General features: G+C 70.3%; 24 protein-coding genes. 6 read left to right on the top strand and 18 right to left on the bottom strand.

The features are described 5' to 3' along the window. Positions 1 to 94 precede the first annotated feature (94 nt). The 8 genes from ACO0LV_RS04280 to ACO0LV_RS04245 form a co-directional block, all read right to left on the bottom strand. Positions 95 to 1,081, bottom strand: a complete 987-nt coding sequence (locus tag ACO0LV_RS04280; protein WP_424786628.1) for an MsnO8 family LLM class oxidoreductase — start codon at positions 1,079 to 1,081, stop codon at positions 95 to 97. 83 nt (positions 1,082 to 1,164) lie between these two features. Continuing rightward, the gene (locus ACO0LV_RS04275; protein ID WP_424786627.1) at positions 1,165 to 1,953 is read right to left on the bottom strand and encodes an alpha/beta fold hydrolase; all 789 of its coding nucleotides are present in this window, start codon (positions 1,951 to 1,953) and stop codon (positions 1,165 to 1,167) included. Between the two features lie 224 nt (positions 1,954 to 2,177). Next, complete coding sequence (locus ACO0LV_RS04270; protein WP_424786626.1) at positions 2,178 to 2,528, bottom strand: class I SAM-dependent methyltransferase; 351 nt, start codon at positions 2,526 to 2,528, stop codon at positions 2,178 to 2,180. A 109-nt stretch (positions 2,529 to 2,637) separates the two neighbouring features. Continuing rightward, positions 2,638 to 3,813, bottom strand: a complete 1,176-nt coding sequence (locus tag ACO0LV_RS04265; protein ID WP_424786625.1) for an RtcB family protein — start codon at positions 3,811 to 3,813, stop codon at positions 2,638 to 2,640. Positions 3,814 to 4,270: 457 nt separating this feature from the next. Beyond that, positions 4,271 to 5,347: a DUF2332 domain-containing protein gene (locus tag ACO0LV_RS04260; RefSeq protein WP_424786624.1), complete on the bottom strand. Its 1,077-nt coding sequence runs from the start codon at positions 5,345 to 5,347 to the stop codon at positions 4,271 to 4,273. A gap of 55 nt (positions 5,348 to 5,402) precedes the next feature. After that, entirely contained in the window at positions 5,403 to 6,179 is a 777-nt protein-coding gene (locus tag ACO0LV_RS04255) for an amino acid ABC transporter ATP-binding protein (protein WP_424786623.1), read from the bottom strand. After that, a complete protein-coding gene (locus ACO0LV_RS04250; RefSeq protein WP_424786622.1) occupies positions 6,176 to 7,018 on the bottom strand; it encodes an amino acid ABC transporter permease in 843 nt (280 codons plus the stop codon). The genes ACO0LV_RS04255 and ACO0LV_RS04250 overlap by 4 nt, the downstream gene beginning before the upstream one ends. Positions 7,019 to 7,023: 5 nt before the next feature. Then, the gene (locus tag ACO0LV_RS04245; protein WP_424786621.1) at positions 7,024 to 7,902 is read right to left on the bottom strand and encodes an ABC transporter substrate-binding protein; all 879 of its coding nucleotides are present in this window, start codon (positions 7,900 to 7,902) and stop codon (positions 7,024 to 7,026) included. A gap of 157 nt (positions 7,903 to 8,059) precedes the next feature. Here ACO0LV_RS04245 and ACO0LV_RS04240 point away from each other — a divergent pair, with 157 nt between their 5' ends. After that, positions 8,060 to 8,788, top strand: coding sequence for a PIG-L deacetylase family protein (locus tag ACO0LV_RS04240; protein ID WP_424786620.1), 729 nt, complete (start codon positions 8,060 to 8,062; stop codon positions 8,786 to 8,788). 72 nt (positions 8,789 to 8,860) lie between these two features. On the opposite strand, the gene ACO0LV_RS04235 is transcribed toward ACO0LV_RS04240, so the two are convergent. After that, the gene (locus tag ACO0LV_RS04235) at positions 8,861 to 9,829 is read right to left on the bottom strand and encodes a PPK2 family polyphosphate kinase (protein WP_424786619.1); all 969 of its coding nucleotides are present in this window, start codon (positions 9,827 to 9,829) and stop codon (positions 8,861 to 8,863) included. A gap of 115 nt (positions 9,830 to 9,944) precedes the next feature. On the opposite strand from ACO0LV_RS04235, the gene ACO0LV_RS04230 reads away from it, so the two are divergent. After that, positions 9,945 to 11,351, top strand: a complete 1,407-nt coding sequence (locus tag ACO0LV_RS04230; RefSeq protein WP_424786618.1) for a sn-glycerol-1-phosphate dehydrogenase — start codon at positions 9,945 to 9,947, stop codon at positions 11,349 to 11,351. On the opposite strand, the gene ppdK is transcribed toward ACO0LV_RS04230, so the two are convergent. From ppdK to ACO0LV_RS04200, 6 genes are all read right to left on the bottom strand, one after another. Continuing rightward, positions 11,341 to 14,091 carry a pyruvate, phosphate dikinase gene (gene ppdK / locus ACO0LV_RS04225; protein WP_424786617.1) on the bottom strand — a complete coding sequence of 917 codons (2,751 nt, stop codon included), beginning with the start codon at positions 14,089 to 14,091 and terminating at the stop codon, positions 11,341 to 11,343. The genes ACO0LV_RS04230 and ppdK overlap by 11 nt on opposite strands. A 13-nt stretch (positions 14,092 to 14,104) precedes the next feature. Then, positions 14,105 to 14,944, bottom strand: coding sequence for a pyruvate, water dikinase regulatory protein (locus ACO0LV_RS04220; RefSeq protein WP_424786616.1), 840 nt, complete (start codon positions 14,942 to 14,944; stop codon positions 14,105 to 14,107). Positions 14,945 to 15,003: 59 nt separating this feature from the next. After that, complete coding sequence (locus ACO0LV_RS04215) at positions 15,004 to 15,783, bottom strand: hypothetical protein (RefSeq protein ID WP_424786615.1); 780 nt, start codon at positions 15,781 to 15,783, stop codon at positions 15,004 to 15,006. A gap of 127 nt (positions 15,784 to 15,910) precedes the next feature. Then, the gene (locus ACO0LV_RS04210) at positions 15,911 to 16,432 is read right to left on the bottom strand and encodes a hypothetical protein (RefSeq protein WP_424786614.1); all 522 of its coding nucleotides are present in this window, start codon (positions 16,430 to 16,432) and stop codon (positions 15,911 to 15,913) included. 443 nt (positions 16,433 to 16,875) lie between these two features. Further along, complete coding sequence (locus tag ACO0LV_RS04205) at positions 16,876 to 17,538, bottom strand: hypothetical protein (RefSeq protein WP_424786613.1); 663 nt, start codon at positions 17,536 to 17,538, stop codon at positions 16,876 to 16,878. Between the two features lie 8 nt (positions 17,539 to 17,546). Beyond that, a complete protein-coding gene (locus ACO0LV_RS04200) occupies positions 17,547 to 18,218 on the bottom strand; it encodes a hypothetical protein (RefSeq protein WP_424786612.1) in 672 nt (223 codons plus the stop codon). Positions 18,219 to 18,376: 158 nt separating this feature from the next. Here ACO0LV_RS04200 and ACO0LV_RS04195 point away from each other — a divergent pair, with 158 nt between their 5' ends. The 3 genes from ACO0LV_RS04195 to ACO0LV_RS04185 all read left to right on the top strand — a co-directional run bounded on the left by ACO0LV_RS04195 (position 18,377) and on the right by ACO0LV_RS04185 (position 22,783). Beyond that, positions 18,377 to 21,211: an FAD-binding and (Fe-S)-binding domain-containing protein gene (locus ACO0LV_RS04195; RefSeq protein WP_424786611.1), complete on the top strand. Its 2,835-nt coding sequence runs from the start codon at positions 18,377 to 18,379 to the stop codon at positions 21,209 to 21,211. A 69-nt stretch (positions 21,212 to 21,280) separates the two neighbouring features. Then, positions 21,281 to 21,841, top strand: coding sequence for a methylated-DNA--[protein]-cysteine S-methyltransferase (locus tag ACO0LV_RS04190; protein ID WP_424786610.1), 561 nt, complete (start codon positions 21,281 to 21,283; stop codon positions 21,839 to 21,841). A 12-nt stretch (positions 21,842 to 21,853) separates the two neighbouring features. Then, entirely contained in the window at positions 21,854 to 22,783 is a 930-nt protein-coding gene (locus ACO0LV_RS04185; protein ID WP_424786609.1) for a DNA-3-methyladenine glycosylase family protein, read from the top strand. Here the strand turns inward: ACO0LV_RS04185 and ACO0LV_RS04180 are convergent. After that, on the bottom strand, positions 22,684 to 23,649 hold the full coding sequence (locus tag ACO0LV_RS04180; protein WP_424786608.1) for a GlxA family transcriptional regulator: 966 nt from the start codon (positions 23,647 to 23,649) through the stop codon (positions 22,684 to 22,686). The two genes, ACO0LV_RS04185 and ACO0LV_RS04180, sit on opposite strands and share 100 nt — an antisense overlap. 191 nt (positions 23,650 to 23,840) lie before the next feature. Here ACO0LV_RS04180 and ACO0LV_RS04175 point away from each other — a divergent pair, with 191 nt between their 5' ends. Further along, positions 23,841 to 24,887, top strand: coding sequence for a saccharopine dehydrogenase family protein (locus ACO0LV_RS04175; RefSeq protein WP_424786607.1), 1,047 nt, complete (start codon positions 23,841 to 23,843; stop codon positions 24,885 to 24,887). Positions 24,888 to 24,982: 95 nt separating this feature from the next. On the opposite strand, the gene ACO0LV_RS04170 is transcribed toward ACO0LV_RS04175, so the two are convergent. Continuing rightward, complete coding sequence (locus tag ACO0LV_RS04170) at positions 24,983 to 25,510, bottom strand: DinB family protein (protein ID WP_424786606.1); 528 nt, start codon at positions 25,508 to 25,510, stop codon at positions 24,983 to 24,985. 79 nt (positions 25,511 to 25,589) lie between these two features. Further along, entirely contained in the window at positions 25,590 to 26,276 is a 687-nt protein-coding gene (locus tag ACO0LV_RS04165) for a SprT-like domain-containing protein (RefSeq protein WP_424786605.1), read from the bottom strand. Positions 26,277 to 26,295: the final 19 nt, after the last annotated feature.

Here is a 26,295-nt window from a genome sequence, read left to right as displayed (position 1 = left end):
GATCGGCGAGGGGCTGGGCTACGGGCGGGTGCGGGGTCCCGTGGTGTGGATCCTTCAGGGATTCGAGGAGGTCCGGCCCTGCCGCTGGTTCGGGTTACGCCGCGGTGAACAAGGCCGCCACCGCGGCGTCGGCTCCGGCCAGATCGTCCCGGTCGTATGTGGAGGTGGAGGCCAGCACCTCGGCGGCACCGGTGGACTCGATCAAGGCGGCCAGCTCCTGCTGGACGTGCGCGGCGGTGCCGTACACCGCGCCGCCGAGGGTGCGCTCGATCGTGCGGGCCTGCTTCGCCGTCGGCACCCGCTCGCGCACCACCTCCACCGGTGACAGGGGCGGGAACGCACCGATCGTCTGTGAATCCGCCATCGCCCATGCCTCCGGCAGCAACAACTCCCGGGCGCGCTCGGTGGTCTCAGCGACCATCACGTCCAGGCTGATGATCACCTGCGGCTCCGGGCACTGCGCGCTGGGGCGGAACTGCTCGCGGTACGTAGCGAGGCCCCCGTGTTCCTCGCGTAGGGCGGGACCGCCGACGACGACGGGCAGCCCGGCCCGGGCGGCCACCTCCAGCCCGCTTCCGGTGGTGAGCACGAACAGCGGCGGCGGTTCGGGTGAGGCCGGCATCGCCGTCACCGGTCCGTTTCCGCTGAGGAAGTCACGCAGCGCCGCGATGTCCTGCTCGAACTGGTCCGGGGGGTAGCGGGTCACTCCCAGTGCCTGGCGCACCGGGGCGGTGAACCCCAGCGAGCGGCCCAGGCCCAGATCGATGCGCCCCGGGTGCAGCGACTGGAGCATCTTGAACTGTTCGGCGACGAGGATCGGGCGGTGGTTGGGCAGCATCACCCCACCCGAACCCACCCGGATGCGGTCGGTCCGGGCAGCCACGGAAGCGATCAGCACCGCCGGGCTGCCCGAGGCGATCCCCGGCACCGCGTGGTGCTCGGCGACCCAGAACCGGTGATGGCCCAGGTCCTCCACGTGCCTTGCCCGCTCGACCGTGGCCCACAGCGCGCTGGCGTGGTCTTCGCCCGCGCGGGTGCGGGAGCGATCCAGGAGCGACACGGGGACCTTGAGTGCGCTCATGCCTCACCTTATGTGTTGACCGACGTGTGATGGGGTTCGCCCGTGCCGGGCCGGACGCCTGCCCGGTAAGCCCGGACCGCGGATCAGGCCGGAGTGCGCAGTGAATCCAGCAGGTGCGCCAATGTCTCGGGCGCCTCCAGGTGCGCCATGTGCCCTTGTCCGGGGAGTTCGTGCACGCCGGCGTGCGGGGTCAGCACCTGCACGTGCTCGAAGGAGGTCCCATAGGGTGCCCGGCCCCGGTTGTTCCCACCCACGGCCAGGTCGACGGGCACGGACGGGGCGAACGCCTCCGGCGGGGGCGACTCGTTCAGGGCCACCGTCTCGGCGTACACCGGGCGTGCCAACGCGCGCATTGCCTCCCAGACGGCGCTGTTCCTTCGGAGAGCCTCGATGGCGGCGGCATCCATTCCGGAGATCTGGCCGCAGACGATCTCCACGGTCCGGTCCAGGTCAGCGTCCTGGTGCGCCTCCTCGAGGTCACCCAGGGCATGGGCAGCGAAGGGCCGCACCACCGGTTCGTACGCGATCACCTGGGGAACGCTGGTGCGGCTTGCCAGCGTGAGGGTGATCAGCCCCCCGTAACTCCAGCCGAACAGCGCCGACACGGACGGCATGGCCCCGATCGCCGTGGCGACGTCGTCGAGTTCGGTCGCCAGGGAGTAACCGGGGGGAAGGTCACCTGAGGGGTGTCGTCCCCGGCGGTTGACGACGGCGACCGCGGGCCAGGCGGTGATGGCACCCGCCATGCGGCGCCACGCCCGGGCATCGCTCATCACGCCCGGCACGACCATCAGGGCGGGTGCGGCCGGGTCTCCGTGGATGTCGACGGTCAACCATGAGCCATCGGCCAGGTCCACCCTGTCCTGGATCACTTGCGACCCGCCCGTGGCACCCACGCATCTGGTCTCACCGATGAACCGGGGTCGTTGCGGTAGTCGATCACTGGCCACACCTTCCTATAGCCGTTGCACCGTGGCCGTGAAGGACGGCGAGACGTCGGAAACTGCTTCGCCCGTGTCGTCGTCCCTGAGATCGACGATTCTCAGTCCGGCGCGCGGGCAGAGAGCGCTGATTGTCTGTGGCCTGCATGGCTGTCTCATCGTCGGCCAGCAGGTTGAACGTCGGACCGTTCAAAGTAGATCGACGAATAGCGTCGGTTCAGTTCGAGGGCGTCGACGCGCTGGTGGAAGACATCGGTGGCGACGCCGCGTTTGGCTGCGTTTGCGCGACATCGCTCGACCATGTCGGCGGAGGAGTCGACGCCATCAACCTCGAGCCCGGCTGCGCAGAGATCAAGCAACGGTTCGCCGTCGCCGCAGCCGACCTCCAGGGCTGGTCCGCCGTGCGTCCTGACGAACTTCAGGTACGGCCCGGCCTGAAAAGTCGATGACTTCAAACGGGCGTAGGCGTCGACCACGATGCCGGAGTAGAAGTCCGCAGGGTCCATGGGCCGGAGCGTTTCATGCGTGGACGCGAGCAGGCATCCTGTTTTCCGGCCGGCCGGATCTCTGGCCTGCCGGCTTGCTGTCGGGAAGGATCGGTCCGGCCTCCGCGTGCTACTGCCCCTTGACGTTGATGATCTGGCGCAGCACGTGGTCCACTTCCACCAGGTCCGCGGCATCGTCCATCACCTGGTCGATGTCCTTGTAGGCATCGGGGATCTCATCGATGAAGGCTGCGTCGTCGCGGTACTCGATACCGGCCATCCGCCGGCGCAGGTCATCCTGGCTGAATGTCTGGCGGGCCTTGCGCCGGGAGTACATCCGCCCCGCACCGTGCGGGGCCGAGCACAGCGACATCTCGTTGCCCTTCCCCGTCACCACGTATGAGGCGGTCCCCATCGAACCGGGGATCAGCCCCCGGGTCCCGGCGTGCGCGGCGATCGCACCCTTGCGGGAGACCACCAGGTCCTGCCCGAAATGGGTTTCGGTGGCGGTGTAGTTGTGGTGACAGTTCACCTCCTCCAGGCGCTGCACCTCCTCCTCCATGAACGCCCCGAGTTGATCGATCACCCGGTCCATCATCACCTCCCGGTTCAGCCGAGCGAACTCCTGGGCCCAGTGCAGATGGGACATGTACCCCGCGTAGTGGAAGTCGGTCACGGCCAGGTGTGCCAGGTTGGCATCGGGTAGATCAGGGTCTCGCTTGGTGGCGTACTTCTGGGCCTGCTTGATGTAGCGCTGGGCGATCTTGTTCCCCACCCCGCGGCTGCCCGAGTGCAGGAACGTCCACACCGCGCCGGTCTCGTCGACGGTGACCTCGATGAAGTGGTTACCCCCACCCAACGACCCCAACTGCAACCGCCAGTTCTTCGCGAACTCCTCCGGCGTCACGTTCTCGGCTGCGGCCAGTTCCTCCAACTGGGTGACCTTCGGTGCCGTTGCCTCCTGCACCTTGCGGTTGTACCGGCCCGGGCTGAGCGGAACGGCCCGTTCGATCCGCTCCCGCAGGTGCGACAGCGGCCGGCCGGCGGCGCGCAACCGCTCGGCGGAGAACTTGGTGCGCACCGCCACCATCCCGCACCCGATGTCCACGCCGACCGCCGCGGGGATCACCGCCCCCTGGGTGGGGATGACCGAACCGACGGTGGCGCCCATCCCCACATGCGCATCCGGCATCAGCGCCACGTGTGGGGTGACGAAGGGCAGCGCGGCCGTCAGCTCGGCCTGTGCGAGCGCGTGCTCGTCGATGATCGAGGCCCAGGAGTACAGCTTCTCGCTGATCTGCTTCATGCGCGCCACCATCTCAGGTCCGCCCGGGCCCAGCACCCCCGCCCGCCCCGCACCCGCCTCCCGCCCCGCACCCGCCCCGCGCGCCCGCGCCGAGCGCCCGCGCCCTCCCGCCCCGAGCGCCCGCGCCGCGCTCCGGAGGGCGCCCTCACGCCGCGGTGGCCGCTCGGCAAGCGCCGAGGGCGATCCTTGTGGCCGAGGACGAGTGGTAGACGTATCGCCCTCGGCCGTGGGGCTCGTCCTCGGCGGATGTGGCGACGGAAGCCCCTGGGCTGCGGATGCTCGCCCATTGCCGCCGCACAACGCCGCGGATGGTCGAGGGCGATCTTGGCGGCCCAGGACGAGCGGTATAAGGCTCGCCCTCGGCCGGGGGGCTCGCCCTGGGCGGGTTTGGGGACGGGTGTCCAGGCGCCCTCGGCCGGGGGGCTCGTCCTGGGCGGGTGTGGTGAGGGGAGGGGGGTCAGGGGAGGCCGTGCACCGCGCTGCCGTGCGGGTTGGTGCGCGCCCGGGGGATGCCGTCGACGGTCAGCAGGAACTGGCCGTTGTCGGCCCCGGCCCCGGCCCCGGCTCCGGTGCCCGGTGCGGGGGCGCCCCGCGTGGAGGCAGCCGGCGGTGAGCCACCCAGCGTGGAGCCACCCAACGCGGAGCCACCCAGTGCGGCGGACGGCAGGACCGGGGCGAGCACCGTGGCGCCCTCGTTGCTGATCCAGTGCCCGGGGAGACCGCTGACCACGTCCACGAACTGTGCCCGTGCGTCGGTGTCCAGATAGGCCAGCACCGCGGAGTGGAACACCACCAGCGTGGCCTCCGGTGGGGCCTGGGCGGCCAGTGACGGCAGCGCCTCGCCCAGATCACCGGCGACCAGCCGCGGGCGCTCGCGAGCGGCGATGTCCAACGCGGCCCGCAACCGCTGGCGCCGGACCGGCTGACCGGGCCAGATGAGGGTCTCCAGCCACGCCCGGGCGTCGGGGTCGGTGGCATCGATCGGGTTCAGGTCGATTCCGGCACGCCAGGCGACCTGCGGCATCGCGGGGGCGGGCACACCGGCACCGATGCGAGCCTCGATCACCACCGAAGAGGGGCCGGCGTCAGGGTCGAGGCGGGTGCCGTCGTCGTAGGCGTAGGAGTAGTGGTCCGGCAGTAGGCACAGCCCGGCGGCGGCACCGACCTCGATCAGAGCCAACGGTTGGGGAAGTTCGGCCAGGAACGGGAGCAGAGTGGCGCAGCGAGCGGCCTCGTTTGTCTGCGTCGCCCTGGTCATGATGGTGGAGCGGACCTGATCCCAGCGCCGCAGCACCGTGCCTCGGAAGGAGGCATAGGACTCATCCGCCCCGTGCCAGCGGGCCGCCGCGAAGACCAGGTTCGGCTGGCGCTTACCCCCGGGCAGCGCGGAAAGAAGGTCCAGCACCTCCCCGTCCTGGGCGACCGCGTGCGCCCAGTCCGCGTAGACCTCCGAGACCCCCCGCGCTTCCTGTTCGGCGAACAATCGGTAGCCCTCGGCGAGGGGGCGCCGGCCCAGATGAATAGATGGATCCATCGGGCCATCCTGCCCGGGACCACCCGCTGGTGGGCAAGTCCTTACCGACCTGCGCTCAGCCGGCCAGGGGGTTGAGCACCCGGCGCAGGAAGTCGCGGGTGCGCGGCATCTGCGGGTCGCCGATCACCTTGGCGGCCGGTCCCTCCTCCACCACCACGCCGTCGTCCAGGAAGACCACCCGGTCGGCGACCTCCCTGGCGAAGCCCATCTCATGGGTGACCACGAGCATGGTCATCCCGGCCTCGGCCAGGTCCCGCATGGTCGAGAGCACATCGCCCACGGTCTCGGGGTCCAGCGCGGAGGTCGGTTCATCGAAGAGCATCAGTTCCGGTTTCATGGTCAGGGCCCGGGCGATCGCCACCCGCTGCTGCTGACCGCCGGAGAGTTGCGATGGCCGCCGCTGCGCCAGGTCCTTCAGGCCCACCAGGTCCAACTGGTGCATCGCCTCGGTCTCAGCGGCCTCCCGGGAGAACTTGAGCACCCGGCGGGGAGTGATCGTGCAGTTCTCCAGCACGCTCAGGTGCGGAAACAGGTTGAACTGCTGGAAGACCATCCCGATCCGCCGGCGCATCGCATCGAGGTTCACGTCCAGGTCAGTGGCATCGAACCGGCCCACGGTGATCCGGCCGGAATCGGGGTCCTCCAACCGGTTCACACACCGGAGCAGGGTCGACTTGCCCGACCCGGAGGCCCCGATCAGGCAGACCACCTCCCCGGGGTCGACGGTGAGGCTCACGCCCTTGAGGACCTCGTTGTCGCCGAAGGACTTGTACAGGCCGGAGATGGTGACCCCGGAATACTGCTCGGCCGGCGCGCTCGCCTGCTTGCTCATGGCACTCCCTGGGTCGCCGGCGTGGTCGTGATGGGCTTCTTGCGCCGCCGGGCGGGCTTGCCCGAGCCCCGGCTCTCCATACGACGGGCGAGCAGCGCCAGCGGCACCGTGATGATCAGGTAACACGCTCCGGCCACCACCAGCGGCGTCATGCCTGCCTGGTACATGGTGATGCCGTCACGGCCCATCTTGGTCAACTCCGCCGCGGAACCGGCCATCCCCACCACGTAGATCAGCGAGGAGTCCTTGGTCAGCAGGATCGCCTCGTTCGTCAGCGGGGGCAGCACGATCCGGAAGGCCTGGGGAATCTGGATGGTGATCATCGCCCGCCAGGCCGGCATGCCCAGCGCCCGAGCGGCTTCCACCTGCCCCTTGGGCACTGCCTGCAGGCCGGCACGGATGGTCTCGGCGATGTAGGCGCTACCTACGATCGCCAGGGCGGTCGCCGCGGTCTGCAGGGTGGTCAGGTTGAGCCCGAACGCCAGGCTGGCCCCGAATCCCAGCGCGATGAACACCAGGATCGCGGGGATGCCGCGGAAGAACTCGATATACCCAGTGGCCAGCCAGCGATAGACCGGGAAACTGGCCATGCGCATCAGCGCCAGCAGCGTGCCCGCGAGCAGCCCGAAGACGAAGCCGAAGAACGTGTACTGCACCGTGTTGACCAGGCCGGTGGTGATCACCCCGGGGAACATGGAGCTGATCCGCTCGAAGTTGAAGAAACTCTGCTGAACGGCACCCCAGTCGATGAGGACCAGCAGGGTCGCCACCACGACGACGAACAGCAGGGACTGGATCCCCAGGCTGATCCTGCGACGCTGACGGTTCGACAGGGTCATGGGGCTTAGCTGTCGTCCCCGGTGTCGCCCTCTTCAGGTGTCTCGGAGTGGAACCAGGCCTCCTCGATCTCATCCAGGCCGCCACTGGACCTCAGTTCCGCGAGGACCTCGTTGACCGCGTCGATGAGTTCGGTGTTGTCCAGTTGGGCCGCGATGCCGAGCTGCTCCCCGGTGTCGATCTCCTCCACGAACACGTACTGCGGATCCTCACCGGCCTGGTACCCGAGGATGGAGATGTTGCCGATCAGGGCCTCCACCTGGCCGGCCTGCAGTCCCTGGAGCATCAGCCCCGAATCCTCGTACTGCACCACGTCCAGACCCAGTTCCTCGCTGGCGTAGACATCACCAGTGGTGGCGGCCTGAACGCCGACCGAGACCCCTTCCAGGTCATCGACGCTTTCGATGCCGGAGCCCTCGGTGGCCAGCAGCCCCAGGTTGTCGTCCAGGTAGGGGTCACTGAAGAGCATGTTCCCGCTGCGATCCTCGGTGATCGTCATCCCGGAGATCGTCAGGTCGCAGTCCTGGGCGTTCAGGGCCACACCGGACTCCAGACCGTCCCAGGAGGATTCGATGATCTCCAGGTCCAGGCCCAGGCCGTCGGCGATGGCAGAGGCGATGTCGATGTCGAAGCCGACGACGTTTCCGTCGGCGTCGTAGTACTCGAACGGCGGGTAGGGCACGTCGGAGCAGACCTGCAGGATGCCTTCGTTGAGGGTCTGGACCTCGGCGTCGACGCTCACGTCGGCGTCGACCTCGGATTCGGCGTCAGCTCCGTCGCCGTCATCGCCGTTGCCGCCGCAGGCGGTCAGTGCCAGGGTCGCGGCGGAGGCGAGTGCGAGGCCCTTCAACCAGGGCCTTCCGTGAATCTGTGCGGTGTTGCGCATCGGCTTTCCTCCGTCGGATGGTGAAGCGCTCAGGTGCCTGGGGGGTGAGTTTGAGTATAGGACGGCAGAACCTGGTGATGGCGCGACGACGCGGTCGCGAACCGGCGCGATAGCGTGGCGCACAGTTCGCCCGATGGTCGACTGCACTGGAGGAACGATGTCCACCCCACCCCTGCCGCACGTCACCGAGGACTGGGACCGCGCACTCGCCGTCGTCGCCCACCCCGATGACATGGAGTTCGGCTTCGCCGCCGCCGTGGCCCGCTGGACCGGCCAGGGCAAACAGATCACCTACTGCATGGTGACCTCCGGGGAGGCCGGCATCGACGGTATCGAACCCGGGGAGGCCGGGCCGTTGCGGGAGGCCGAACAGGTCGAGGCCTGCCGGATCGTGGGTGTGGCCGACGTGGTCTTCCTACGCGAACCGGACGGCGTCCTGGAGTACGGCCTGCACCTGCGCCGGCGCATCGCCCACCAGATCCGCCGGCACCGCCCCCAGATCGTCATCACCAACAACTTCCGGGAATCCTGGATGGGCGGCGGACTGAACCAGGCCGACCACATCGCCACCGGTCAGGCCACCCTGGATGCCGTGCGCGACGCCGGGAACCGCTGGGTCTTTCCCGACCAGGTCAGCGAGGGCGGCCTGCAACCCTGGGACGGGGTGCGCCAGGTGTGGCTGCCCGGATCACCGCAGGAGAACCATGGTGTCGACGTCAGCGAGACGATGGACGACGGCGACGCCTCCCTGCGTGCGCATCGCGCCTACCTGGAGGGGCTGGGTGGGGACTTCGACTTCCCCGCGATGATCCAGCAGAACGCCCGGGCCACCGGAGAGCGGATGGGTGTGGCCTTCGGTGCCGGGCTGGAGGTCCTGGAGCCGTAAGCGGCGATGACCGTTGCGCAGTAGTCGATCCTGCGAGGGGTGTCGCGGAGCGCCCCCACCAGCCGGTGGAACTCAGCGGTACTTGTCGGCCTCGACGACGGCTGCGGCGAAGGCCTGCTCCTGCTTACGCACCTTCTTCTTCGCATCCTTGGCCGCGGCCCTGGCCTCCGCCAGCGTCTCCTCGCTCATCGTCTCGGCCAGCCGTCGCTTCTGGGTCGCCACCTTCCACCGGGGCGTGGGCCAGGCCAGGCCGAGGTCGATCAGGGCCTGGGTGAGCAGTTCGGTGACGGCCAGCCGGGCGTACCACTTCCGGTCGGCCGGGATCACGTGCCAGGGCGCGACCTCGGTGTGGGTGCGGGCGAACACGTCGGCGTAGGCGTCGCGGTAGTCCTCCCACTGGCGGCGCGCGTCGACGTCGGCGGGGTCGAACTTCCAGTACTTGTCGGTGCGGTGCAGCCGCTTCATCAGCCGCAGACCCTGCTGCTCATGGGAGATCATCAGCGCGACCTTGACGATGGTGGTGCCGGACTCGGCGACCTCCTTCTCGAACCGGTTGATCTCCTCGTACCGCTTCTGCCAGACCGCCTCCTCCACCAGGCCGTCCACGCGAGCGATGAGGACGTCCTCGTAGTGGGACCGGTCGAACACCCCGATCTGACCGCCGGCCGGCAGGGCCCGACGGATCCGCCACAGGAAGTGGTGATCCAGTTCCTCCTGCGTGGGCCTGCCGAAGGCGCGCAGCGTCACGCCCTGGGGATCGACCATCCCGATCACGTGCCGGGCTATGCCACCTTTCCCGGAGGTGTCCATGCCCTGGATCACCAACAGCACCGACTTCTCCCCACCGCTGCGGCCGTGGGCGTACAGACGCTCCTGCAACTCCGAGAGCAGCCCGCCGCGATGCGCCATGAACTCGCGCGCGTGCCGCTTCCTCCCCGACCAGCCCGGGGTTGAGCGGTGGTCCAGGTCGGCCAGGGAGAAGTCCTCACCGGGGCGCAGCAGGGTGCGGGGGTGCTCGGTCCAACGGTTCTTCGGTGGCATGGCGATCCTTCGTCGGGGCTGGCTCGGTACGCTAGCGCGCGGCGCCGCTACGCGCGCGCCATACCCTCGGGTGACCCGCTCCGGCAGGCTCACCTGCCCCGACAGAGAGGCCCAGATGACTGAGGATCGCGCGTCCGCAGACGTGCTCCAGTCCGCATTGGCCGCAGCGACCGACACCCGGGTCCTGACCGCGGGCACGGACGTGCTGGGACGCACCGGTTCGGTGTTCGCCGAGGCCTTCGGCACACCCACCGGGTTGCCGTCGGCGCAACTGATCGCCGACGGGAACACCTGGGCCGTGGCCGGGGAGCAGGTCGGTGCCGCGCTTCGCCAGGCCGGGGTGGGACTGGGCGAGCCGTTCATCTTCCCGGCCGTGCCCACGGTGTACGCCTCCTACGACAACGTCGAACGGATCCGGGAGCACCTGCGCGCCCAGGACGGCGTGCCGGTGGTGATCGGTTCGGGCACCCTGAACGACCTGGTCAAACTGGCCGCGTGGGAACTGGAGCGGGAGTACCTGGTGGTGGCCACCGCCGCCTCGATGGACGGCTATGCCGCCTACGGCGCCTCCATCACCAAGGGCGGTTTCAAGATCACCCGGTACTGCCCGGCGCCGGCGGCGATCGTGGCCGATTACGGACTTCTCGCCGCCGCCCCGGGCCGGCTGACCGCCACCGGCGTGGGCGACCTGGTGGAGAAGATCCCGGCCGGTGGGGACTGGATCCTGGCGGATGCCTTGGACATCGAGACGATCGACGACGACGTGTGGCACCTGGTACAGGACCCGCTGCGGGACTCGATCGCGCACCCGGAACTGATCGCCGCCGGTGACGCGGGAGCGATCAGGGGGCTCTCGGAGGGGTTGTTGATGTCCGGCCTGGCGATGCAGGCGCACCAGTCCTCCCGCCCGGCCTCCGGTGCCGGACATCAGTTCTCCCACCTGTGGGAGATGGAAGGGCTCGGCCTCGATGAGGAGCCACCGCTCTCCCACGGGATGAAGGTGGGGCTGGGCACCATCTCCCTGTGCGCGCTGTACGAGGTGGCCCTGAACCGGGATCTGGCGACCCTGGACGTCGAGGCGGCCGTGGCGGCCTGGCCGACCTGGGAACAGATGGAGACGCGGGTGCGCGGGGCCGCGCTGCCGCCGGAGGTCACCGAGGCGGCCGTGGAACAGTCGCGCCTGAAGTACCTGGCGGCGCCGGAACTGCGGGCACGACTGGAGCGCCTGCGGGACCTGTGGCCCGGGCTCGCCCAGCGCCTGCGGGCCCAACTGCTGCCAGCCGCCGACATCCAGCACCGCCTGGCGACGGTTGGCGCGATCACCCATCCGAGCCAGATCGGGGTGGAGGAGGCCCGCTTCCGGGCCACCTATGTGCGCGCGCAGATGATCCGCAGCCGCTACACCCTGCTTGATGTGCTGTTGGAGGCGAACCTGCTGGAGGAGTGCGTCGCCGAACTGTTCGCCCCGGGCGGTTTCTGGGGCTCCCAACCGTGGCGGAGGCCCGGGGAGGTCACGAACTGACCGCGTCAGCCTCCTGGGCGACCAGAACGGCCTGGGCGGCGGCGAAACGGGCGATGGGCACCCGGTAGGGGGAGCAGGAGACGTAGTCCAGCCCGATCCGGTTGAACAGGTCGATCGAGGCCGGGTCCCCACCGTGCTCACCGCACACCCCCAACTTCAGCCCCGCCTTGGCGGCCCTGCCCTTGGTGGCACCGATGCGCACGAGCTCGCCCACGCCGTCGGCGTCGATCGTGGCGAACGGGTTCTCCGGCACGATCCCGCCTTCCTCGTAGGCCGCCAGGAAGGAGCCCTCGGCGTCATCACGGGAGATGCCGATCCCGGTCTGGGTCAGGTCGTTGGTGCCGAAGGAGAAGAAGTCGGCGTGCTCGGCGATCTCATCGGCGGTCACCGCCGCCCGTGGCAGTTCGATCATGGTGCCCACGCTGATGTCCAAGTCCGCCCCGGCGGCGGAGAGTTCCTCCGCCACGGTCTCGGTGACGATCGCGCGCATCCGGCGCAACTCCTCGGCGAAGGCCACCAGCGGCACCATGATCTCCACCACCGGCTCCCCGCCGCCCGCCCGCACGGCCAGGGCGGCGCGCACGATGGCGCGCACCTGCATCCGGGCGATCTCGGGGTACAGCAGTGCCAGGCGCACCCCGCGGGTGCCCAGCATCGGGTTCATCTCCGTGAGCGAGCGCACCTGCCCCAGCAGCCGTCTGGCCCGGGCCAGCTCGGCGGCGTTGCCATCGCCGCTCAGTTCCAGACGCTGGACGGTCAGGGCCTGGGTGACCAGATCCGGCAGGAACTCGTGCAGCGGCGGGTCCAGCAACCGGATCGTGACCGGCAGGTGGGACATCGCCGAGAGGATCTCGGTGAAGTCGTCCTGCTGCATCGGCAGCAACGCCTCCAGCGCCTGCGCACGCTCGGAATCATCGGCGGCCAGGATCATCGCCCGCACCGCGGGCAGGCGGTCCTCAGCCATGAACATGTGCTCGGTGCGGCACAACCCGATGCCCTCGGCGCCGAACTCCCGGGCCTTGGCCGCGTCGGCACCGGTGTCGGCGTTGGCGCGCACCCCCAACGTCCGGATCTCATCGGCCCAGCCCACGATCGTGGCGAAGTCCTCACCCAGCTGCGGTGGCACCAGGTCCAGCGCCCCGGCGAAGACCTCACCGGTGGACCCGTCCAGGGTGATCAGATCACCCTCGTGCAGCACCACGCCCCCCACGGCCAGGGTGCCGGCGTCGGTGTCGATGCGGATCTGCCCGGCCCCGGCTACGCACGGTTTACCCATCCCACGGGCCACGACCGCCGCGTGGGAGGTCATCCCCCCGTGCGCGGTGAGCACACCTTGTGCGGCCAGGGTGCCGGCGATGTCGTCGGGGGTGGTCTCCCAGCGCACCAGCACCACCGGGGTGCCGGCCTTGCCGCGCTGCTCGGCCACATCGGAGTCGAACACGATCTGGCCCACGGCCGCCCCGGGGGAGGCGTTCAGCCCGCGGGTGAGCACCTCGCGGTGGGCGCCGGGGTCGATCGCCGGGTGCAGCAGTTGGTCCAGGTGGGCCGGTTCGATGCGGCGCAGCGCCTCGGCGCGGTCGATCACGCCGTCGGCCTCCAGGTCCCGGACCACTTTGAGCGCCGCCGCCGCGGTGCGCTTACCGCTGCGGGTCTGCAGCAGGTACAACGATCCTTCCTCCACGGTGAACTCGATGTCCTGCATGTCGCCGTAGTGGACCTCCAGGCGGTTCATCGTCTCCACCAGCTGGGCGAACGCCTCGGGCAGCGCCTCCTCCATCTGCGCCAGCGGGAGCGGTGTGCGGATCCCGGCGACCACGTCCTCGCCCTGGGCGTTCAGCAGGAACTCCCCGTAGAGTTCCTTGGCGCCGGTGGAGGGGTTGCGGGTGAAGCACACCCCGGTGGCGGAGGTGTCGCCGCGGTTGCCGAACACCATCTGCATCACGTTCACGGCGGTGCCCAGGTCGTCGGGGATCCGGTGCGCCTTGCGGTACACCCCGGCGCGCGGGTTCTGCCAGGAGGCGAACACCGCCTCGATTGCCCGTTCGAGCTGGGTGTGCGGGTCGGTGGGTAGGTCGGTGCCGATGTACTCGGCCGAGACCCCCTTGAACGTCTGCACCAACTCGCGCAGGTCCGCGGCGGTCAGATCGGTGTCGTTGTGCACGCCCCGGTCGCGCTTCATCGCGCTGAGCGCGTCCTCGTAGGCATGGGCCGGCACCCCCTCGACCACCTCGCCGTACATCTGCAGGAACCGGCGGTAGGAGTCCCAGGCGAACCGCGGGTCATCGGCCTCGGCGCCCAGGGCTTCCACCGTGTCATCGGAGATCCCCAGATTCAGGATGGTGTCCATCATCCCCGGCATCGAGACCACCGCTCCGGAACGCACCGACACCAGCAACGGGCGCTCCGAACCGCCCAGGGTGCGGCCGGTGCGTTCCTCCAGGTCCGCCAGCGAGGTGCGGATCTGCTCGGCCAGGCCCTCGGGCCACTGTCCGCCGGCGCGGGTGGCGGCCACGCAGGCGGCGGTGGTGACGGTGAACCCGTCCGGCACCGGGATGCCCAGGTTGAGCATCTCCGAGGCGTTGGCGCCCTTGCCGCCGAGCAACTCCTTCAGGTGCGCCCCGCCCTCGGCGAGGTCGTAGACGTAGCGGGTGGCGTCGTCGTCGGCCCTGCCCTGACCGGACTCGCCCGCCCGGGAGTCGGCTTTGATCCCGGTTGCGCCCGGCTGGTTCTGGTTGGTCATCTGTTCCTCCTGCTCAACTGCCCGTCAGGGCCCGACGCCGGTTCTCCACGAGTTCGATCACCCGCACCGCGGCTTCTTCCAGCGCCAACTCGGTGGTGTCCACCACCGGGCAGCCCAGGCGCCGCTGGATCGCCTTGGCGTGGTCGAGTTCGTCGTAGATCGCCACCAGATCCGAGTACCCCTCGTTCACCCCGGAGGCGCCCATCGTGCGCAGCCGGCGCTGGCGGATGTGCAGCAGTCGTTCGGGGTCGATGCTCAGCCCCACCACGTGCCAGGGCGTCACCGTGAACAACTCCTGCGGCGGTGGCACCCCGGCCACCAGCGGGATGTTCGCGGTCTTGTAGCCCAGGTAGCCCAGGTACATCGACAGCGGGGTCTTGCCGGTGCGCGAGACGCCCACGAGCACGATGTCGGCCTCGGTCAGGGACTCGGGGCGCTGGCCGTCGTCCAGGGCGATCGCGAACTCCATCGCCTGGATCTTCTTGAAGTAGTCGGCGTCGATGCCCACCGGGCGGATCTTGCGCCGGGGTGCGGTCCCGGTGACCCGCTCCATCGCCTGCATCGCCGGCAGCAGCAGGTCCACGTGGGAGATCCGGTGCTCATCGCACAGGTCATCCAGCAGGCTGCGCAGCCCGTCATCGACGAGGGTGGAGAAGACCACCACGTCCTCCTCCGAGCCGGTGATGTCGCGGAACGCTGCCCGCAGCACCGCGGAGGTGCGGATGCGCGGGTGGCGCACGATCCGGGTGTCGAAGTCCTCGTACTGCACACGCGTGGCCCGGGCCACACGCGCGGCGGTGTCCCCGGTCGAATCGGCCATCACGTGGATCGCGATCGGCACCTCGCTGACCATGGGCCTCACAGTACGGCCAGAACCTCACCCGGGCGGGGCCTATCGCGGAGTGGAACGGTTCAACGGATGGTCTGTCTTGCCCGCGCGGCCTCGTGGCTGCGATAGCGGTACCACTGCGGTGCCGTGGGCACCAGGAAAAGAACGACGACGAGGGCCGGGATGAGCACGGCCAGCGCGCCCTCCACGGTGGGCACCTCCACCACGGCCGGCAGGGCACTCAGCGCGGCCAGGCCGATCAGGATCACCAGCACCCATCGGGCACCGTTGGAGCCGCGGAAGGCGCCGATGGTCAACGCGCCGAAGACCAGGCCCATCGCGATGGCGAAGGCGCCGATGAGGCTGATCAGGATCGAGAAGCCGGTGTGGAACTCCGGGATCATGAACGGCAGCGAGACCAGCAGGTCCGCGGCCCGGTCCCGGACCACCAGCACCCCGATCCCCGCGACCAGGGAGGCGGCGCAGGCCAGCCACACCAGGATCGAGCCCAGCAGCACGGTGACCGGGCGGCGCGGCGGTGGGCCCGGGGGATGGTCAGCGGTGGTGTGCATGCCCTGATGGCCGGGCGGGGCGTAGGGGTACTGAGGTGGTGCCGGTTGCGTGCGGGGCTGGGCATAGCCCGGTTCGCCATAGGCGGGGTGGGTATCCCGCTGACCGTGTGGGGACTGGCCGTAGGCGGGGTGAGCGCCGGGCGGCCGGCTCTGTGCGGCGTCGCCGTAACCGCCCCGGGGGCCGGGGTGCCCGTAACCCGGTGCCGCTGCGTCGGGTTGGGCGGACGGGTTCTGGGCGGGCCCGCCGGTCCACTGCCTGCCGTCGTGCTGCTGCGGGTAAGGATTCGTCACGGTCCCCTCCACGCCGTCGTCCTCTCGGCCGCACCCGGTCAGGAGTGCTCCTGCGCCAGCCTAATCTCGGCGGGGTCGGTTCCGGGCTCATTCGGCAGCGCGGCAGGCAACTTTCAATGCCCGAGGGCTACCTGCCCGGGGACGCTGGATGGCCCGGTCGTGCCGGGCGACCCGGGGGCGCCGGCCCGGGCCGGCGCCCCGGACGGCGCTGGGTCTCGATCAGGTGGCGGCGCCATCGCCGCCGGGACGTCTGGTGTCGGTACCAGGCCGAGGCCGGCGGGAGTATGAACAGCAGGATCACCACCGCTGGACCGAAGCCCAGGAGCACGCTCACCGGGTGCGGGTGGACGGTCCCGGCCAGCACAGTCGGCAGCGACCAGAAGCCGAGCAGACCCACCAGCACCCACCGGCACGCGTTCGACCCCTGGTAGGCGGCCACCGCCAGCAGTCCAAGGGTCAGCACCACCGCCATGGCGGCCAGGTACAGCGTGAGTTCCACGATCCTGATTCCGGTGCCGTGCGGGGGATGGCCGAAGAGGAACCGCGGCAGCAGTTCACGGACGAGCAGATCGTCGGTGGCCAGGGCCAGCACGCCCACACCGAGCCCCAGGGCTCCGGCCACCCACATCAACGCAGCGGCGATGGTCACGGTGAGCGGTCGCCGTGGTGGCGGCGCCGCACCCCCGGGCCGTACCCCGCCCGGTGCTGCCGACCGGGGTCCGGACGGTGGACCCGGTGGTGCCGGCCGGGGCGGGCCGGCCGGTGGACCCGGCCCGGGCGGCCGTGACGGAGGACCTGCGCCGGGCGGCCCCGCCGGGTGGTGCCCACCGGGCGGCCCAGGTGGGTGGTGACCAAGGTGCGGATTCGGCATCGGCTGCTCCCGCCGTCGTCCTCCGGGAGCACGCGTGCCCCACCGGAGGGAGGGATCTGACAAAGCCCGACGGTACGAACCGGACCGGCGACGCCGCACGTGCCTCACCCCGCCATGTGGACAACCAAGAGCGGGCCCACCCGTTGTGGATGGACCCCGCCGGTGGGGGATCAGTCAGTGTCCGGTGCCGTCGGTACAGCCAGCGCCGGAGGGGGCGCGGGTCAGCGCCGGAAAGGGGCCGACGGCGGCGGCTCGTTGCCGTAGGTCGTCGCGGGCCTGTGCGGCCCACCGCTTGGTCCACCGGGGCCACCAGCGGCGGCGCCACCGTATCGACTGCCGTAACGATCGCCGGTCTGCCGGTGTTGACGCTGGACGTACCACTGCCGGGAGGAACTGACGTGGAACAGGATCACGGCGACACCGGTCCAGGAGGCGGCGATGAGGGAGAGCAGTTCACCGGCCAGCAGCAGGATCGAGATCGCCAGCACGAAGACGATGCCCATCACCGTCAACCCCCAGACCGCTGCCCGGGAGCCCCGGAAGGCGAGCACCGCCAGCAGGAACACCACCGCGCCCCAGACCAGCGAGACCACCCCCGCCGCCGTCATGATCGGCGACAGGTAGGGCAGCGCCTCGCGCAGCAGAGCCAGGAAATCGGCCGCCTGCGAGGGGTGCACCCCCACATCGACCAGCCCCTGCTCACCACCGGCGATCAGGTCCGCGATCATCGCCAGCAGGGAATCCCGTGCCATCAGCAGCACCGCCCCACCCACGATCGGTACCAGCGTGCCGAACCAGGTCATGAGCGAGGCGGCCGCGACCGTGCCGGGTCGGTGGGCCTGCTCGGCCGCGTTGCCGGGTTGTCCTTCGGTGATCGAGCCCATCCAGGAAGTCAGCGGGTGTAGTTGCCGGGGTTGAACTGGGTGGTCTTGCGGGCGTTGTACCAGTCCCGCGACTTCGGGGCCAGGAACAGCCCCACCGACAGGCCCACCCAGATGATGGAGATGAGAGCGAGCGCGTTGCCGTCGAAGAGGTTGAACAGGCTGCCGGCGATGGCCAGGGCACCGAACACCACCAGCACCCAGCGGGCCCAGTTGGCACCACGGAAGGCGAAGATCGCCATCACCAGAACCAGCACACCCCAGACGGCGGCGACCACCCCGAAGATGGCGATGAACTGCAGCACCACGCCCTCGTCGGCGCTCAGGCCGAGATCGGCGGGGTCGAGCGCCTGGGCGAACATCAGCAGCAGCCCGAGGATGATCATGACCGCAGAGCCGATCCAGGCCAGCACCGCCCCGCCGGTGACCGTCCCGGGCCGGAAACTGCGGGAGCCTGCGGCCGAGCCAGCGGGACTGGAGCCGTAGGGGGCGTTCTGGGCGTACTGGGCAGGCTGGCCGTACTGGGCGCCCTGGCCCGCCTGCTGCGTGTACTGGCCCGGCTGCGACGGCTGGCCCGGCTGGGGCGGCTGACCGGGTTGGGTGGGCTGGCCGTACTGCCCGGGCTGAGCCTGCGGCTGCTGGCCGTACTGATCAGGTTGCGGCGTACCGGATGGCGTGGTCATGGTGTCCTCCCTCGTCCGTGCGTCCATCATGACGCATCCGGGGCCAATCGTGTCGGATGAGTTCAGCGATATCGATGGGCACATCTGCCCGGCGCAACACCGATCGGGCGCCCGTTCCGCGCTCACGCGCCCACCCGCCCGGGCGTAGGGTCGGCACTGTGACAGTCACCGAGGATCTGCTGGCGCAGGTGCGCGACGTCGCCGCCCCGGCCGCCTGGAGCACCGATCAGGCCACCCGGACCGCGATGGCCCATGACGCTTCGCACTACCTGCTCACCCCGCGTGCCGTGCACACCCCTCGCACGCTGGGCGAACTCACCGCCGTTCTGGCCCGCGCGAGCACCGCCGGGGTGCCGGTGACCTTCCGCGCGGGCGGCACCAGTCTGTCCGGGCAGGGCGTGGGCGATGGGGTGCTCATCGACGTGCGGCGCCACTTCGCCGGGTTCGACGTGCTCGACGACGGCGCCCGGGTGCGCTGCGAACCGGGGGTGCTGCTGCGCAAGGTCAACGCCGCGCTCATGCCGTACGGGCGCCGGCTGGGACCGGACCCGGCCAGTGAGATCGCCTGCACCATCGGCGGGGTGGTGGCCAACAACTCCTCCGGGATGACCAGCGGCTCGGCCGCCACGGCCTATCACACGATGGAATCCGCGGTGTTCGTACTGCCCTCGGGTACGGCGATCGACACCGCCGCCGGTGACGCCGACGCCCGCCTGCGTGAGCAGGAACCAGCCCTGCACGCCGAACTTGCGCGGATCCGGGACACGATCCGCACCACCCCGGCGCTGCGCCGCACCATCGAGCACCAGTTCTCGATGAAGAACACCATGGGTTACGGGCTGAACGCCTTCCTGGACCACCACGAGCCGGCCCAGATCCTGGCGCACCTGATCGTCGGGTCGGAGGGCACCTTGGCCTACCTGGCCTCGGTGGTGCTGACCACCGTGCCCGCCCACCCGCACGTGGCGACCTCGCTGCTGGTGTTCGACGACATCAACCGAGCCACGGACGCGTTGCCGGCGATCCTGGGCGCCAGCGCCCGGGCGGCCGAACTCATGGACGCCCGCGCACTGCGGGTGGCCCAGCGACTGCCGGCGGCACCGGCGTCGATGCGCGGAATCGACGTGGATGCCCACACCGCCCTGCTGGTGGAACTGCAGGCCGAGCAGGAGACCGAACTGACCGAGCAGAGTCAGGACTTGCTCGCGGCGCTGGCCGATGCCCGGCTGTCGATGCCGGCCGAACTCAGCCAGGACAGCGCCGCCCGCGCTGCCATGTGGACGGTGCGCAAGGGGCTCTACCCCGCGGTGGCCGGGGCGCGCCCGGCCGGCACCACCAACCTGCTGGAGGACGTCGCCGTCCCCGCCGAGCACCTGCGGTCCACCGTGCGCGACCTGTCGGAACTGTTCGTGCGGCACGGGTATGACGACGCGGTCATCTTCGGCCACGCCCGCGACGCGAACCTGCACTTCATGATCAACCCGCGGCTGGACGATCCGGCGCAGGTGGACACCTACGCCGCTTTCACCGAGGACATGGTCGAGGTGATCCTGGGCGCCGGCGGCACGCTCAAGGCCGAGCACGGCACCGGGCGGATCATGTCCGCCTACGTCGAGCGTCAGTTCGGCCCGGAGTTGTACGCCCTGATGCGCCGGATCAAGTCGGCCTGCGACCCCGCCGGCATCCTCGCCCCCGGGGTGGTGCTGAACGAGGACCCGGTGGCCCACCTCAAGCACCTGAAGACGATGCCCGCCGCCCACCCGCTCGTGGACGCGTGCGTGGAGTGCGGGTTCTGTGAGCCGGTGTGCCCCTCCCGGGACGTCACCACCACCCCGCGCCAGCGCATTGTGCTGATGCGGGAGATGGCGGTGGCCGACCCCCAGCGCCGGGAGGAGTTGGCCAAGGCCTTCGAGTACCAGGCGGTGCAGACCTGCGCCGGGGACTCCATGTGCGTGACCGTGTGCCCGGTGGGCATCGACACCGGCGCGGTGATGAAGGGCATGCGTGCCGAGGCCGCACCCCAGGCGGCGCAACGGGCCGGGCGGACGGCCGCGATGCACTGGGCGGGCACGACGACGGCGGTGCGGGCCGGCCTGGGCGTCGCCGCGGTCCTTCCCGGCGGGGTGCTCGCCGCGGGCAGCCGGGCGGTGCGCACCGTGGCGCCCCACGACCTGGTGCCCGAGGTGGGCAAGGACCTGCCCGGGCCCGGCACGAAACGCTCGGCGCTGCGCCCCGGCGCGGCGACCACACGTACCCCCGCGGCTGGTGCCCCGGCTGACCAGGGGGCTGTCGGCGTCGTCCTCTTCCCCTCCTGTACCGGGGCGATGTTCGGCTCGGACTCACCCGGGGCCGCCCAGGCCTTCCTGGACCTGTGCGCCCGGGCCGGGGTGCACGTGCGGATCCCGGAGCGGATCGACTCCCTGTGCTGCGCCGTGCCATGGACCTCCAAGGGCCTGACCGATGGCGCCCGGACCATGGCCGAGCAGGTGCGCCAGGTGCTCACCGAGGCGAGTGAGGGGGGCCGGCTGCCGGTGGTGACCGACGCGGCCTCGTGCACCCTGGGTCTGGTGGAGTCGGACCCTGGCCTGCAGGTGATGGATGCCCTGGCATTCGTACGCGCCCACGTGCTGCCGAGGGTGCCGGTGGACCCCGACCGGCGCCTGGCCTCGGTGGCGGTGCACCCCACGTGTGCCACCACCCACCTGGACGTCACCGATGACCTGCTCGCCCTGGCCCGCTCGGTGGCGCGGCAGGTGACCGTTCCAGTGAGCTGGGGGTGCTGCGGGTTCGCCGGTGACCGCGGCATGCTGCATCCCGAACTGACCGCCGGCGCCACCGCACCCCAGGTGGCCGAACTCGCCGCGGTCGAGGCCCGGCACGGCGCGTTCGATGCCTACATCTCCGCCAACCGCACCTGTGAGATGGGGATGAGCCGGGCCACCGGGCGCACCTATGAGCATGTGCTGGAAGTGTTGGCGCGCCTGGTGGCCTGACCCGGCGCCGGACCTCACACTCGGCGGTGCCGCAGCGTCTACAGGGCAACAGCGGAAGGGGACCAGACCATGACTACCCGCAGAACCGGTGTTACGGCGGACCTGCGGCACGCCTTCCTGCACACCACGATCGGGACCCTTCTCGCGGTCAGATGGGGTACGGCGCTGGCGGGCCTGTACTTCCCCGAGCACACCTACCCTCCGACACCCGCCATGCTCGGGGAGCGGGTGGCCCCCAGTGGTAACCGGTTGCGCAGGGGCGACGACGACTTCCTGTTCACCGTCGGGGAGCAGTTGCGTGAGTACCTTGCCGGGAATCGGCGGGCGTTCGACCTTCCGCTTCGAACCGCCGGCAATGAGTTCAGCGAAGAGGTGTGGACGATGTTGCGGCAGATTCCCTATGGGCAGGTCACCACATACGGCGCGCTCGCGCGGCGATTGGGATCGGCTGGGCTGGCTCAACGGGTTGGTCAGGCGGTTGGACGCAACCCGGTCAGCATCGTGATCCCCTGCCACCGCGTGCTCGGTGCCGACGGCTCCCTGACCGGGTACGCCGGTGGGCTGGACCGGAAGCGCGCCCTGCTGGACATTGAGGAACCCCCCGAGGCCCGAGCGGCGAGGCTGTTCTGATCGGGGCTGACGATGACTGAACGCTTCCTGCCCGCTTTCGGGCCTTGGGATATCGGCGCGACGCTGACGACACTGGGTCACCACAGCATCCCCGGTGCACACCGCACCGACACCACGAGGGGCACCCACTCCCGGGTGCTGGCGGTCGGTGGAGGCCACCACATCATCGACCTGCGGCTCACCCCCGCCGGCGTGCACTGGCGCGTGAGCGGCCACGCCCGGGCCGCCGGGGTGCCCGATGAGAGCGCCCTGGAGCCATTGCTGCGCTGGTGGTTCGACCTGGACGCTGAGATCGAGACCATCGACGCTCATCTGCGCGGCGATCCACTCCTGGCGGGGCAGGTCGCGGACCGCCCCGGCATCCGCATCACCCGTCATCCGGACGCGGCGGCCGGGGTCCTCACCACGATCCTCGGCCAGCAGGTGTCCCTGGCGGCCGGGCGCACCTTCGCCGGGCGGCTGGCGGCCGTCTACGGCGATGAGACCGGGGCGGGCCTACGGGCCTTCCCGGCGCCCGCGCGGCTCGCGGCGGTGGATGGGGAGGACCTGCGGGCAGCGATCGGCCTGACCGGTGCGCGTGCCCGCACGCTACGGGAAGCCGCCGCGTTGCTGGCCGAGCACCCGGCACCTCCCGACGCCCCGTACCTGCTCGCGGAGGACATGCTCACCCGACTCGCCGACCTACCCGGGGTCGGCCCATGGACCATCTCCATCCTGGCCTTACGTGGTCGCGGCGAGGGTGACGCGCTGCCGGCTTCCGACCTGGTACTGCGACGTGCGATGGGCGGGCTGACCGCGCCCGCGGTGACGACCGCAGCCGAGGCATGGCGGCCGCACCGTGGCTACGCCGTCGTGCGACTGTGGGCGGGAGCAGGGGCTGCGGACGGGGGCTTCCCAGTTGAACTGGTCGGCGGCAGGGCGCCCGCTGACCAGGCGCCGTAGCCGCGAGGCCGGGCGAGCGGTGCCCGGTTACCGGGAGGTTGGGTCACGTCCGCACGGAACGCTGTTCGGTAGCCGGTCGGGGTCACCCCGAGGGTCTGTGTGAATTGCCGCCGTAGAGTGGTGGTCGTTCCCATGCCGCACATCGCCGCGATCTGCTCGATCGAGGCGTCGGTGCGCTCCAGTAGGTCTTGTGCCCGTGTGATCCGCTCATGCTGCAACCACGCGCGCGGACTCATCCCGACCTCGGCGTTCATCCGCCGGCTGAGTTGCCGGGAACTCAAGGCCGCTCGATCAGCGAGGTGTTCAACGGTCAGCGGCTGGTCCAGTCGTGCGCGCGCCCAATCGAGCGCCTTCCCGAGCAGATCGGCCGCAGGCCTCGGGCGGGGCGGCGTGATGAACTGGGCTTGGCCACCCGTCCGGTGGGTCGGGACGACGAGTCGACGAGCGAGTGCGTTCGCAGCGCTCGCACCGAAATCGGAACTCACCATGTGCAGGCCGAGATCGAGCGCGGCGCTCTTGCCGGCCGAGGTGAGCACCGTACCGTCCTCGACGTAGAGGACGTCGGCACGGACATCGATGAGCGGATACCGCTGGGCCAGGAGTGCGGCATGCAGCCAGTGCGTGGTCGCGGTACGCCCCTCCAGGAGTCCTGCGGCGGCAAGGATGAAGGTGCCCGTACACAGCGCTGCGATGCGCACGCCGGCCTGATGAGCCTGTTGCAGCGCGTCCATCAGTTGCCCGTCCGGCTCCCGGTCGAGGTTGCTGGTCGAGGAGACGACGACGGTGTCGGCGTCGGTCAAGGCCGCGTAGGGCCCGGTGACGAGCCGGGGCAGCCAAGGGGACGGTGCCCCATCCTTCGTGCACACCATCGCGTCGTACCAGCCATGGGCGGACAGACCTTCTCGCTCGACACCGAAGATCTCCGCCGCGATGGCGGTCTAGTACAGCATCGCGTCTTCGTGAAGGACCAGCGCGACGGAGTGCATGTCCGAAAGTGTAGCCATGCTGTCGGATCAGACACTGACGCACGCGGCTGGTGCCATGCTGGGATGCCGGTATGACTCAAGCGGTTCTTGTTTTCGGCGCGTACGGACACACCGGCAGGTTCGTGGTGGCCGAACTCCTCAGACGCGGGCTCGAGCCCGTCCTCGCCGGGCGCAACGCGCTCGCTCTTGCCGGGCTGGAACGGGAGTATCCCGGCCTGCACACCAGGGTTGCGACGGTCGAGGACGAGGCATCGCTGCGGGCCGCGACCCGCGGGGTCACCGCCGTGGTGAACTGCGCCGGTCCCTTCATCGACACCGGGTCGGCCCTGGTGGCGGCCGCGATCCATGCGGACGCGCACTATCTCGACGTCAGCGCCGAACAGGCCTCTGTCGGGCAGATCTACCGGGATCACCAAGCCCTGCCCCGGCACGCCGGTGTTTCGGTCATCCCTGCGATGGCCTTCTACGGGGGGCTCGCCGATCTGTTGGTCTCCGCCGTCACCGCCGGATGGGCAGATGTCGACTCCATCGAGATCTTCAATGGTCTGGACCGGTGGTGGCCCACCGCCGGAACCCGAAGCACAGGGAAGCGCAACACGGCACCACGGTTGGTGATCGACGACGGCAGACTGGTCCCCGCACCACTTCCGGCCACGACGCGACACTGGGAATTCCCGTACCCCCTGGGCAGCCAGTGGGTGGTCGCCAGCCCCTTCTCCGAGATGGTCACGCTGGCACGGCACGTGGAGGCCGGCTCGGTGCGCACGTTCCTGTCCCGGACCGCTCTGGCCGATGTGCGCGACCAAGACACGCCCGGCCCCGTCCCGGTCGAGGAGTCCGGCCGATCAGCGCAGCAGTTCGTCGTCGACGTGGTGGCTCGCCGTGGCGCAACGCAGCGCCGCATCTGCGCCACCGGCCGTGACATCTACGCCGTCACCGCCCCGCTGGTAGCCGAGGCGATCGAGCGCCTGCTGCACGGTCACCGGCTCACCGGGGGCGTGGCTGCACCCGGTGAGGCCTTCTCCGCGCGCAGTTTCCTCGATGCGCTCCATCCGGAGCACATGAGCGTGAACCACTTCGCGTCCTGCTCGGCCAAGGCCGTGCACGGCAATGCGTAGGGAGCAGGCTGCTGCGATCACCCGTCGAGGAGCCCCTCCGGCGTTCGGCGAAGGGCCGTGCGTCGATCAGGCCAGGGACGCGGATCCGCACACACCTAGCGGGTGATGTCGCCGAGGTGATGGATGACGTCGTGCAGGTGGTACTGGGCGAGAGTGACAGCGGTGAACTGCGCGCCGTCGGAGCGGCGGCCGGTGCGCTGCCACTGGTCCCGGGTCAGGTCCTGGTACCGCTGGGCGATGGCGTCGGCCTGATCGCGGGACTCGGCCAGGACCCGATCGGGATCCGCCTGGCCGTAGTTGCCCTCGATCGCGGCGGCGTCCTGGTCCCAGTTGGGGAAGGTGGGGTCCTCCTCGGTCTGCATCAGCCCCAGCCGCTCGGCGAACACCCCGTGCACATCGCGCACGTGCGCTGCGTACTCCAGCGGTGACCACGTCTGAGCGTTCGGGCGCCGGGTCCACCAGTGGGCGTCGGTGCGCGCCCGCACGTCCTGCCAGTGCCTGGCGTTGTCCCGCAGCATCTGGGGGATCAACTCCGGCACCACGGTGCCGGCCTCGAGCCCGCACTCATCGCAGGGTTCGCGCAGCACCCAGGTCCAGTCCTTGGCATCGGGTTCGATGCTCATCGGTTCCTCGCCTTCGCCAGTGCCGCTTGCGGGTCTGGATCGAGTCTGCCAGTCATCGGGTGGGCCCGGTACCCGGGGTTTAGAAGAGGGTGGCCGGAACGAGTGGCGGCGGATCCTTGGGGCGAGCGGGAGCCGCCCCGCGGCGGCCGGTGCGAGCGGGCTCGCGTGCGGTGTCGGTGGCCCCGCCGCACCGGCGGCACACCCGCTGCCGCTTGGCCCGCCGGGCTGCGTCCTTCAGCGCCCGATGGTAGGTGGGGCCGGGTTGCATGGGCTCGCCGTCGCGGGTCCAGATGATCAGGTTCGCGATGCAGAACTGCGGGCAGCACCGGCTGCAACTGACCGGGCGTGCCGGCTTGCGGAACCGTCGGTGCTCGTGCCCGCCGGGACAGTGGCCCTCCCACGGCGCCGGCGGCAGCGGGGCTTCAGCGGGCAGGGTTCGCTCCGGGCGGGCACCGATCCGGCCGGCGACCTGGCGCCACTGGGTGCCGTGCCCGGCATCGGGGCCGGCCAGGGCGTGGGCGATCTCGTGCAGCACGGTATCCCGCACCAGATCGTCATGGTGCAGTTCGGTCAGGTGACGGCTCAGGGAGATGGTGCGGGTGTGGAACCGGCACAGACCCGCGCGGCGTTTCGCGCGGTCGAAGGCGAAGGTCCAGTCCCTCAGGCCGTGTTCGGCCATCAGGTCACGGGCCATCGACTCGGCTTGCTCCAGATTCACCACATCACCCCAACTGCACCGGTTGGTGCCGACTCTAATCGCTGCCACCGACACCCTCCGGCACCGC

Source organism: Pseudactinotalea sp. Z1739 (assembly GCF_049725055.1).
Lineage (GTDB): Bacteria > Actinomycetota > Actinomycetes > Actinomycetales > Beutenbergiaceae > CALKWS01.
This window is presented reverse-complemented; position numbering and strand designations above follow the sequence as displayed.